This is a genomic window from Limosilactobacillus albertensis (assembly GCF_014145555.1).
Classification (GTDB): Bacteria; Bacillota; Bacilli; order Lactobacillales; family Lactobacillaceae; genus Limosilactobacillus; species Limosilactobacillus albertensis.
On the sequence record NZ_JACIVD010000078.1, the window covers coordinates 39124 to 52868 of the forward strand.

At 44.1% G+C, this 13745-nt stretch carries 1 protein-coding gene; it reads left to right on the forward strand.

Annotated elements, in window-relative coordinates:
- Positions 1-187: 187 nt before the first annotated feature.
- Positions 188-13660, forward strand: a complete 13473-nt coding sequence (locus H5S41_RS11785) for a Rib/alpha-like domain-containing protein (RefSeq protein ID WP_182603454.1) — start codon at positions 188-190, stop codon at positions 13658-13660.
- Positions 13661-13745: the final 85 nt, after the last annotated feature.

The window sequence follows — 13745 nt, forward strand, 5'->3', positions numbered from 1 at the left end:
TCAGATATATTAAATATGATGAGAATATCATATTTATATAAAAAATAATATAAAAAGAACGCTGTTATATCAACGGTTATAAATTTATAACCTTATTAACGAATTTTATTTTTAAAACAGATGAGCGTATTCTGTAATTGTAACTAAAATGACTCATTGTTTCTGCGATCTAGGGGGATGAACTAGAATGTTATCAAAGAATAACCAAAAAGAACAATTCTATAAGCAAGAGCCGAAAAAACAGCGGTTTGCGATTAAAAAACTGACTGTCGGCGTTGCGTCTGTTTTGATTGGCTTTACTTTTATGGGAATTAGTAATTCAGCTAATGCAGATCAGGTAAATCCAGATTCAGGCGCGGGTGACGGAACAACTTCAGAGACCCCGCAATCAGCTACTGCGATTAATTCTGGCAGTGCGGTTTTATCTACTGCCGCAAGTGCTGCTCCAGCGAGTGCAAGTGCCTCTGCTGCTAGTCAAGCTGGGCCACAAACACCTGTTGCCGATGCCTATGAAAAGATTGTTGCTGCCAATGCTGCTAAGGCTGCTTCTCAAAATTCGCCTGCTAACGTTAGCCAGTCTAGTGCTACGTTACAAGCGGCTCAATTATACGGCGCAAGCTTTGTACAAACACCAGCAACAACACAAGTCACGGGACAGACAGAAAGCGTTGCTAATTATTCAGACTTCTTAAATGCTTTGGGTGACCATTCTGTTAGCACAATCACTTTGACTGGTGATATCGATGGCAGTACTGCTTCAGGTAATTACGATACGATTAACACAGAAGGTACTGCGCGGTCAGTAACAATTGATGGTCAGGGTAAGTACGGCTTTAAACTCGGTGGCCGGTATATTTACCTAACTACTAATACGGAAACGAATACATCAACACCTTGGAATATTACTTTTGCTAACTTAACCCATATTCAAGCGCAAAATAATAACTACGGGTTACTCTGTGTATATGCAAATGATCCTAGTAAGAGTTCCATTAACTTCCATAACGTTAACGTTGATGCAACGACCACGGCCCTTACTGGAACAAATGGCAGTTATGGCGCCACAAATGTTACTTTCTCTGGAAACAACACAATTAACGGTACTTTGACTGGTTCAAATGCTTTGGTTGCGGCTGACAATTTAGTGGTTGCCGATGGGACAACTACTGTAACGCCAACGGCTAATAATGCCACTCAAGCCACTAGTTTTAGTGTTGCTGGTAATGCAGTTGTTAATTCTGGTGCTACATTAAATGTTAATAGTACGGCATCAAATGTTGCGGGAATTACCTTTACGGGTAGTGCAGGCAACCAAACCATTGATAATGCTAGTGCGGGTGTATTGGATCTACAGCCAACTGCTACTGTTTCAATGAACTTAGGTGCCGGTAAGTCGATGGCGGTAATGAATGCTAGCGATATTAACCTACAACCAAATTCAAAGTTGATGGTCAATACTAAGATGGATACAACTGGTTTCCGAGCACTAGCACCGATTGAGCTGGACTCAAAGGGCAGTGTCGCTAACAGTACTTTCCGGATTGGCGAGAACGCTACACTTTCGGTTGTTCGTGAAGGAGTAGCTAATTCTAATTCACCACTAGTTTCGATGGGACCAAATGATGGTTTAGGTAATATTTATAATTTTGAAGTTAATGGCGGTAGTGTTAACTTACAAGATTCTGCTTATTCCACTTCCCTGCCTTCTACCTATTCCCTTAGTAAGAGTGAATACACAAACGGTTGGGCTGGACTCCTGACAATGTGGGGAACAAGTGGTCAAGACTATATTAACTTTAACAACGCTAAATTAATTAACCTGCAACGGACAGCTGAAGGGAAACCTGGTTACCTAATTCATACTGATGCTGCTGGGGATGCTAATCACAATAGTCATATCAGGATTAACTCTGAAGATACTGATTATGTAACGCCGCTTACGATGGTTACCGCAGGATCTACTACCCCAACTACTTGGGCAATTAAGTACCTAAATAATAAGAGTCAGGGTGGAGACTTCGCATATGCGTTCCGTTCAAGTAAGGGTACATGGAATACTGCGGGTTCTGAATATATGAATAACTCTGTCAATGATGATAATGGTGGGGTGAATGAAGTAATCCTTGCTACTAACTCAAATGAAAAAGGTTCGGTTTCATTTAATAATGGTCAGGTAATTGGCGGAGAAGCTTCACAGTCACTAAACAACTTTATCAATCACTTTAGTTGGTGGAATGGATCAGGCGTGAAGTTTGGTTCAGACTTGCAATTGGAGAACCAATACAATGCCTCATACTCGCATGTCGATGTTCAACAAGGACAAACTGTAACAGTTACGCCGTCATTTACCGATAAAGATGGTAAAAATGCTACGATGCCAACTGGTACACAATTCACTGCCGGTGACAATATGCCAACATGGGCAACGGTTAACCCAACCACTGGAGAAGTTACCTTAAAGCCAGGAACTGATGTTAAGATTGGAGCTTACAACCTTCCCGTTAAGGTAACCTATTCTGACACGACTTCACAAACTGTTAATGTTCCAGTTGTTGTTACTAACGCTGATCAGAATGTAACCTGGGGACAAAACGGTGCCGTTGTAGTGACGGTTAATCCCGATATTGCAGCGCACGAAACGACTGCTAATTCTCAAGTCTTGCTTGCCCCAGATGCAGTTAGTTCTGTTCAGGGCTACAAGTTAAGTAATGGTCAGCTTTCAACAACCCCAACTAATATCACAGTTGCCCCAGCAGATGTTAGCTGGACAACTGTACCAAGTACGAACGTTGACAATGCCACGGTTGCAGGTAAACAGATTGAAAATAACTCTGTGAAGATCAACTTTGCTAATAACGATACAGTTAAGGATATTCTTGGCGATAAGACTTCTGTAACCTCTAGCCAATTCACCATTGACGCTAAGGGTGCCGGTGCTAAAGATGTTAAGACGCCAGTTAATGTTCAGTTGGGAACTGATTTAACCAGTGAACAATTTAATCAATTAGTTGATAGTAACATTCCTCCAAAGAGCATTGCTTCGACTGCTTGGGAAACCAAACCAGTAAAGGGTCAAGATGCAACGATTAAGATTACCTTTACTGATGAAGATGCAAATGGTCAACCAACGTATTTGAACGTTACAATCCCAGCAAAGAACTTAAACGTAATTGGTGATAACGATAACTATGAACCAACAACTCAGCCGATTACAACGCCAGAAGGAACTGTCCCTGAAGCCCCAACGGCAATTACAAATAAGAATACCGATAATGTTCCGGCTGGGCAGACCAAACTTCCTGAAGGGACCAAAATTACGTGGACGAACCCAGATCAGGTAAAGAAAGATGTTGAAGTTCCCGGTACCCATGATGAGACGATTACGGTAACTTATCCTGATGGAACTAAGGACACGGTAACGACTACTGTAACAGTTAATGCAGCACCAGCAGTTCAGCCGATTACAGTTGACTTAAACGGTACACCGGACCCAGCAAAGGGTATTACTAACCTCAATCAGGGCGACGGTTACCCAACAAGCGTTACCTGGAATCAAACACCTGACACGACTACCCCTGGCGTATACAACCCAACTGCTACAGTCAGCTATAAGACTGGCAATCCGGTTCAAGTGACAATTCCATTGATCGTTATTAACCCTGCGAACCAGAATGTTGTTGCTAATGAAAAAGGTGCGGTAATTGTAACGACTAGCCCTGTCGAAACGCACAAGACGAATACTGCCAATGAGGCTGATGCTCAACAAGCGGTTAAGAATATTGCGGTTTACACCTATGATAATGATGGCAAGCTAGTTCAAAACACTGACGCTTCAACTACAAATACCGTAGCATGGACCAATAAGGACTTTACAACTGCTATCGGTAAGAATGGGTCAACGGCAACTGTTAAGGACCAAGCAGAAAACGTCACAGTAAGCTTTGCTAATGGCAGTGATGCAGCGAAGATCACAAGTACAATTGAAGCACCAACAACTGTTACCTTGAATGGGGCAACTGCAATTAAAGGTGTTACCGCTACTCATGATCTTGAGAATACTTTGCCGCAGCCGTCAGCATTAGTTAATGTTAGTGATTTGACAGAAGCTAATAATTCTGCTGTTAAGAATGTTAGCTGGGGTGATGGTACACCATCAGTTGACAAATTAGGCACGGTTGATACTAGTGTTACGATCAACTTTACAGACGGCTCATCTTTGAGTGTTCCTGTTTCGTTTAACGTTGTAAACAATGATGCTGATAAGGCTGATCCGCAATCAAAGAATATTTCAACTGACGAAGGCGTGGTTCCCGAAGCGCCAACAGCAATTACCAATAAGGATAAATTACCACAGGGAACTCAAATTACATGGACAAACCCAGACCAGGTAACCGATGATGTTAAAACTCCTGGTACTCATACAGAATCGATTACGGTCACTTATCCTGATGGGACTAAAGATACGGTAACGACTGATGTGACAGTTAACCAAGCACCGCAGACACAGCCAATTTCAACGGGTGTCGGCGATGAACCTAATGCTACTGAAACAATTACCAACCTCCGTAACAATGTACCAGGCTACCCAACAAGTGCAACGTGGAAGACTGCACCAGATACTAAGACACCTGGTGACAAGACCGGGGTAGTTACGGTTACTTACCCAGATGGGACGACAAAGGACGTAACGGTTAATGTCACGGTTGATGAAGCGCCACAAGTCAAGGAAATTTCAACCAAGGTCGGCAGCACACCGATAGCTACGGATACGATTGCTAACCTCCGCAATAATGTATCGGGCTATCCAACAAGTGCAACGTGGAAGACTGCTCCTGATACTTCTAAAGTAGGAACAACGACTGGTGAAGTCACGGTTACCTACCCAGACGGGACGACAAAGGATGTTACAGTTAAGGTCACGGTAACTGATTATGCTAACCAATATCCAGTCAGCTATGGCAACTTAAATGTTGAACGGCCAACGACTGCGCAAAGTGCTACTAACAGTATTGACCCAACAACAGCAGAAAATATGCCAACGGGCGCAATTACTGGTTACCAAGAAGGAACGTTTACCTCACCAACTGGTGTAAGTGTAACTGTTGATCCAGTAACTGGGAAAGTAACAGCAACCGTTAACCAAGATGCTGATTTAGGTTCAATTGAAGTGCCGGTTGAAGTTACTTATCGTGATGGCACAACAGCAACGGTCAATGTACCGGTAAGTGTCACTGGTAGTAAGGTTAATCCAGGCGACGTTGTTTACTACGGTAATCAAACAATGACAGTCTTCTCTGATAACCTGACTAACGTTCACAAGACAACTGGCGACAGCACACCGGCCGCAGCTGCAAGTCAATTTGAAACAATTACCTTCTATACTGATTGGGATAAGGATGGTAATAAGGTTTCCGATTACAAGACCCAGGTAGTTTACAAGCTAAATGCCGATGGGACTAAGTATGTCAACGCTAATAATGCTAGTGACAGTTTTGATGCTAATGTTGTTAACTATGCATGGCAAAACGGCTTTGCACCAAATGCTAATACAACGAGTTTTGCTAACGGTGCTGCCGATACGCTTTATAAGCTTGCTAACGGTGAAGTTAACCCTGCAGAACAGACACCGGCAGGACAACCATTGGGCGGTAATTCAAAGTACCGGTACAACATTAGTATCAGCGATCGGGCTGTTTTGAATAAGCTTGGTTTGAGCATGAAGGGTTACCATAGTTGGGCTAATGTTTACTACAACTTCTATGGTGCAACTGGTAAGACTGATGTTCCGGTAAACTATGATAGCGAAGTACCAACTGATTCAGCTGCTTTGGAAGACTACCTTGCAAGCAACGGTATTTCTGGTCAGACCTTTACTAATGGTAATGTAACTGGAATTAAGTGGGCTTCGATGCCGGGAGCTAATGGCAAATTTAATGCCACAAATATGAATGGGACGATTGAATTTACGTTTGCTAACGGAACTAAGCTTGATGTTCCAGTAAGCTTCAAGACTGGTTCATATGTTCCAACATCTGATAGTAAGGTTAATGATGACACTAACCTCTATGTCACGCGGACAATTGAGTTTAATGTTCCAGCTGGACAAAAGGCAATTGCGCCAATTACGCAAACTGTTCACTATGTTCGTGACGGTTATCATAACGTTAATGCCCAAGGTGAAGATACTAGCGCAATTACGTGGAATGCATGGCAGCTTGCTGATGGTCAAACAGCAGAATGGGCTGCTCAACCAGTAGCAACGATTAATGACGAGGCAACTGGCGCAGTCTACACTCCACAAATTGCTGGTAAGACGGTGACAGAAGTACCAGCTGAAACCGTTACGGAAAATACCAAGGATACTACGGTCACAGTTGATTATGCCGAAACGACAACCCCAATTAAGTGGGACGCGACGAAGGATAATATGACTAAGGATGTTACCCGAACAATCACGGTTAACTACCCAGCAGGTATTACGGGCGACCAGCCAGCACCGCAAGTAGTTCACTTTACCCGTGAAGATGCAAAGGGCAACGCTGGTTATATCGTTAATGGCAAGACCGAGATGAATGCATGGCACCTCGTTGGTAGTGATGCTGCAACTGGTACATGGTCTGCATACACTGCTCCAACAGAAAAGGGCTACACTGCTAACCCTGCTAGCGTTGAACAAGTAACAGTAACGCCAACGACGATCGATAATAATGTCACAATTAACTACAACCGCAATGAAGATACCCCAATTCCATTTGATGCCAGCCGTGACACCCATGATGTTACGCGGACAATCACGATTAACTACCCAGCAGGTCAGCAAGGTCAACAACCGGCACCACAAACGGTTGCCTTTACCCGTGAGGACGCAAAGGGTAATGCTGGTTATACCGATGCGGTAACTGGTGAGCCAAAGTGGAATGCATGGCATGTCCAAGATAGCGATGCAACAACTGGAACCTGGGCTGCTTATCCAGTAAATACCATCACTGATGCCGCAACTGGCGCAGTCTACACCCCACAAATTAACGGCAAGACAGTAACAGAAGTACCAGCTGAAACCGTTACGGAAAATACTAAGGATGCTACGGTCACGGTCGATTATGCCGAAACGACAACCCCAATTAAGTGGGACGCGACAAAGAATGACATGACCAAGGATGTTACGCGGACAATCACAGTCAACTACCCAGTAGGTGTTACGGGCGACCAGCCAGCACCGCAAGTAGTTCACTTTACCCGTGAAGATGCAAAGGGTAATGCTGGTTATATCGTTAATGGCAAGACCGAGATGAATGCATGGCACCTCGTTGGTAGTGATGCCGCAACTGGTACATGGTCTGAATTTACTTCACCAACCGTAAAGGGTTATACTGCAGATCCAGCAAAGGTTGCTGCAACAAACGTAACACCAGAAACTTCATCAACAACTGCGACGATTAATTACACGGCCAATGCACAAAGCGCTCAGATTAACTTTGTTGACCAAACTAACAACAAGACAATCAGCACTCAGACTATTGATGGTCAAACTGGTGAAACTGTCAATGTAACCCTTGATGTTCCGACAAATTGGGAAATTGTAGGTGGCCAAGATGTACCGTCTACGATTACATTTGGTCCAGATGGTGTACCTACCCAAACTGTTTACATTAAGCACAAGACTGAAAATGTGAATGATGATACGCAACGGACGGTTAGCTATAAGGTTGTTGAAGACTTTAATGGCACGCAGAAGACGGTTATGAATGACAATGTTACCTTTACCCGGACAGCAACCAAGGACCTAGTAACTGGCGATGTCACATATGGTGAGTGGAAGGCAAATGGTAACGTTGAGATTAAGGCCATTAATGTTGCTCAGCCAGGTTACACTGCACAGGTAGATGGACAAAACTTAGCAAATAACGAAGTACCAGCCGTAACGCTTACACCTGACTTTGGGAACAAGACCGTTACAGTTACCTATGTTGCTAATGAACAAAGCGTTAGTGTAACTTATGTTGATCAAAACGGTCAGGAAATCACGATGCCAGATGGTCAGCCAGTAGCCGGCAGTCATTATGAGGTAACTGGTAAGACTGGTGAAACTGTTGATACTAATGTTGAAAAGAACGTTCCAGCTAACTGGCAACTTGTTCCAGGAGAAAGCATTCCTGCTACGATTACCTTTGGTTCAACACCAGCTTCACCAATTAAGGTAGTCGTTGAACATGGGACAAAGGATGTAACAAATGATCCGAGCCAAGAAAAGCAAACTCATCGGACAGTTGAATATAAGGTTGTTGAAGACTTTAACGGCAGCCAAACGCCAGTCTTTACCCAACCAGTTTCCTTTGCACGGACCGCTACCGAAGACTTGGTAACAGGTGCGGTAACTTATGGTAGCTGGACGCCTGCAAGTCAGAATATTTCAGCAGTCAATGTTGCCCAACCAGGCTATACTGCTCAGGTAAACGGAAAGACCCTTGCTAATAATGAAGTCCCAGCAACTGTTATTACACCGGACTCAGCCGACCAGGTAATCACGGTTACTTACCTTGCTAACGAGCAGAGTACAAAGATTAATTACGTCAATAATGCCGACCATAATGACATTGTTGGTACGCAAACCGTTACTGGTAAGACTGGTGAAGAAGTGAAAGTAACTCTCGATATTCCGGTGGGCTGGCAGGCTGTTAGTGGACAAACCGTCCCATCATCAATTACCTTTGGCTCAGATGGTGCGCCAACGCATACTGTCTATGTTGAACATAAGATTGACACAACTGATGGACGCAATGATCAGAACAATAAGGATGTTTACCGTGTCGTAACACGGACAATCACAGTTAACTTCCCAGATCAAGCTCCACAGTCAGCAACTGAAACCCTTGCCTTTTACCGGATCAAGAGCTATGACGAAGTAACTAAGCAGACAACATACACTGCTTGGGCTTCAAACATGAACGATGGCGCAACATCCTTCCAAAAGGTTGAAGTACCAACGATTGGCGGCTATTCAATTAGTGCTACAAACGCAACGCTAGAAAATGAGAATGGTAAAGAATATGTTCCAGCTCAGTCTGGCTTGAACAATGGTACGCCAGTAGATAGCTATACTGTTGAGGTTAACTACACTGCTCAAGAACAACAGACACAAATCAATTACGTTAACAATGCCGACCACAATGATGTTGTAGCAACGCAAACGGTTAGTGGTAAGACTGGTGAGAATGTTAAGGTAGACCTTGAAGTTCCGGCTAACTGGCAAGTAGTTGGCGGACAAAAGGTTCCATCATCAATTGCCTTTGGCTCAACACCAACTAAGGCAATTACCGTTTACATTGAACACCAGACCAAAGAAATTAAGAATGATGAGACCCAAAAGACGGTTAGCTACCAAGTTGTTGAAGACTTTAATGGTACGAAGACAGTGGTAAAGAATGCTCAATTTACCTTTGAGCGGCCAGCTGTCGAGGACTTAGTAACTGGTGAAATCACATATGGTAATTGGGGTCCTGACCAGGTAGCTCCAGAAGTTAGTGTTGCTCAACCAGGCTACACTGCTCAGCTTAATGGTAAAGACCTTGTTAACAATGTTGTTCCTGAGACTACGATTACACCAACGACGCCAAATAAAGTAATCACGGTTACCTATGTTGCTAACGAGCAAAGCGCTCAAATTAATTTTGTTAACAATGCCGACCACAATGATGTTGTCGCAACGCAAACGGTTAATGGTAAGACTGGTGAAAATGTTAAGGTAACCCTTGATGTTCCAACCGGTTGGCAAATTGTTGGCGGACAAACCGTCCCATCATCAATTGCCTTTGGTTCAACACCAGTAACCCCAACGACGGTTTACATTGAACAAAAGGTTGATAAGACTGATGGTCGGGACGATAAGACCAATACCGATCTTTATCGGGTCGTAACCCGGACAATCATTGTTAACATTCCGGGTCAGCCAGCACAATCATATCCAGAGAGCCTTGATTTCTACCGGATTAAGAGCTACAACGAGGTAACGAAGAAGACGACTTACTCACCATGGACGTCTAACATGACAAATGGCGAAACATCATTCCAACAAGTGACTGTGCCAACTCTTGGTGAATACACAATTAGTGCAACTGGCGTAACGTTAGAGCATGAGAACGGTAATGTAGTTGTACCAGCACAATCCGCATTGTTTAACGGAGTACCAGTACCAAGCTACACGATTACGATTAATTACACTGCTAATGAACAAACTGTTACGATCAATTATGTTGATAATAGTGACCACAAGACAGTTGTTGGTACCCAGACAATCAATGGTAAGGCTGGTGAACAAATACCAGTTACCCTTGATGTACCAGCAAACTGGCAAATCGTTAGCGGACAACAAGTGCCACAATCGATCACATTCGGGACAACCCCAATTAGCGATAAGACGGTCTATGTTGAACATAAGACAAAAGATGTTACTAACGATCCAAGTCAAAAGAATAAGACGCATAAAGTCATTGATTACAAGGTTGTTGAAGACTTTAACGGTACTCAAACAACCGTTGCAACAGCAACCCTACCATTTGAACGGACTGCTACCGAAGACTTGGTAACGGGTGATGTCACTTATGGTAAGTGGAATGTTGAGAGTCAGACGGTTCCAGCAGTTAATGTTGCTAAGGCAGGTTACACCGCCCAGGTAAATGGCAAGACATTAGCAAATGGTGAAGTACCGTCCGCAACCTTTACACCAGAATCAGAGAGCCAGACGGTAACCGTTACTTACACTGCCAACGAGCAAAGTGCCAAGATTAACTTTGTCGACAACGATAATCACGATCAAATTGTTGGAACGCAAACCGTAAATGGTAAGACTGGCGAAAACGTTAAGGTAACCCTTGATGTACCAGCGGGCTGGCAAGTAGTTAGCGGTCAAAATGTCCCATCATCAATCGCCTTTGGTTCAACACCAGTAAGCGATACGACGGTTTATGTTGAACATAAGATTGATACGACGGATGGCCGGAATGATAAGACCAATACGGACGTATATCGGACAGTAACCCGGACGATTGTTGTTAACGTTCCAGGTCAAAAGGAACAGACTAGTTCTGAAACCCTTGCCTTCTACCGGATCAAGAGTGTCGATGAAGTTACGAAGAATGTTAGTTATACTGCTTGGACCTCGAATATGGATAATGGTGCAACGGCCTTTACCGCGGTATCGATTCCAACTATTAAGGGTTACACGGCCAGCGCTACGGGAGCAAGTCTCCAAACCGTCAACGGTCAAGAATATGTTCCTGTTCAATCAGCATTAAAGAACGGTACGCCAGTTGATAGTTACACGGTAACCGTTAACTATGCAAAGGACGGCAATGTACCGGTACCGTTTGACCCGACTAACCAAGATATGTATCGGGAAGTAACCCGGACAATCAATGTTACTGACCCAGTAACCGGTGAAACGGCAACGAGCGTCCAAACTGCTAAGTTTACTCGTGAAGATGCTAGTGGCAATGCTGGTTATACTGATCCGGTAACTGGAAAGACAACGATGAATCCATGGACGCCGGCAGAGCAAGGATTATCAGCAGTTAATGTTGAACAGCTCCAAGGTTACACCGCTAATGTTGACGGTAATGCTGGTGCAGTAACTGTTACGCCTGATAGTCAAGATATGACGGTTAATATTACTTACACTGCTAATAAGCCAGTCGGTAAGGATATTGAGACGCCACAAGGAACTGTTCCGCCAGCAAAGGATGGTATTAAGAATGTTCCTGACTTACCAACCGGTACAACTTACACTTGGAAGACTACTCCAGATGTAACTAAGCCTGGAACGACGGACGCAACGATTGTGGTAACTTATCCTGATGGAACAAAGACGGAAGTACCGGTTCAAGTGGTGGTAACTGAAACTACGCCAACACCAACGACAACTGATGCTGATAAGTACACCCCATCTTACCCAGATGTTGTTACAACACCAGGTAAGACCACAACGACCGATGTTACTTATGATGGTAATAAGCCAACTGGTGGTGTGACGTATCAGATTACTAAGGGTGCCACGGTTCCAGGTTGGGTAAATGTTGACCCGACAACCGGAACGATTACGACGACTGTGCCAACTGATGCGGGTACGCAGATTGTTAATATTCCGGTAACGGTAACTTATGAGGATGGCTCAAGCGACGAAACAACAGCTACAGTGGTGGTTGTTGCTACGAAGGATCACGTTGATAGTCCAACTAGTCCTAAAGACACGATTAAGGATCCAGAAAACTTACCAACTGGAACAACGGTAGAGTGGACACCGGGCGAACAGCCAGATCCAACTAAGAAGGGTGACCAACCGACTAGCGTCACGTTAACTGTTCCAGGACATGAACCAGTTAACGTACCAACAACTGTTAACTATGGCAACCCAACTGATGCTGATAAATACACACCAGAGGGTCAGCCAGTGAAGACAATTGCAGGCACGGTTCCAAATGCTAATAAGGGAATTGCTAACCTTGGCGATTTACCACAAGGAACGACGGTTGACTGGTCAACACCGGATCAAATTAGCAAAGACGTTAAGACACCGGGAACCTACAATGAAGGAATTACTGTTACCTACCCAGATGGCTCAAAGGATACGCTGACTGTGACTGTCACGGTTACGACGCCTGTAAAGCCAGAAGGTACCAAGACTGCTCCAATTGGTCAGAACATTACGATTAATAAGGGAGCCGCAGTACCAGATCCTTCAACGGCAATTGCCAACAAGGGTGAAATGCCAGATGGAACCCAGTATGACTGGAAGAATGTTCCCGATACTAATAAGACGGGTAAGCAACAGGCAACAGTTGTTGTAACTTATCCAGACGGGACAAAGACCAGTGTCACTATTACGATTAACGTTGTATCCGATGCTGATAAGTATGAACCGCAAACACAGCCGATCACTGTTCCAACAGGTGTAGTGCCAGATCCAGCGGAAGGAATTAAGAATAAGGCCGACTTGCCAGATGGCACTAAGTACACGTGGACGAACCCAGATAAGGTTGCCCAAGATGTTAAGCAAAATGGTAGCCATACCGAAACGGTAACGGTAACTTACCCAGATGGCTCGCAAGACAAGGTCACGGTTACAGTAACCGCAATTACGCCACAAGGGCAGACTATTCATACTCCACAAGGCGTATTGCCAAATCCTGGTGACGCGATTGCTAATAAGGGTCAATTACCAAATGGTACTACCTATACTTGGCAGCAACAGCCTGATGTTTCAACGGTTGGCGACCATACCGGGGTTGTAAAAGTTACATTCCCTGATGGTTCAACCTATGACGTAACCGTTAATGTCCGTGTTGATGCTAATGGTAATGGTGAAACGACCGTTAAGAACAATGATACGAAGACGAATGCTGGTGAAGCTGGCAAGACGACAGCGGCTTCAGCAACGGCAACGAATGAAAACTCAGCTGCAACTACAGCTAATGACCAACAGCTTACTGGCAATAAGGAAACAACGACAAAGAATGGCAATGAAGCTGCTCAAAATGCGAAGAAATTACCACAAACCGGTAATGACGCAGAGAAGGGCAGTGCCTTAGCCGGACTAGGACTTGCTTCTCTTGCTGGTACGCTTGGAATGGCTGCACGTAAGAAGCGCAAGCATGAAAAGAATGATTAAGATATTCTTGTCCCCCTAAATAAAGAAGAATCTTAATTGCAAAAAGAGCGTGAATACTCGTGGAAAAGAGTATCCATGCTCTTTT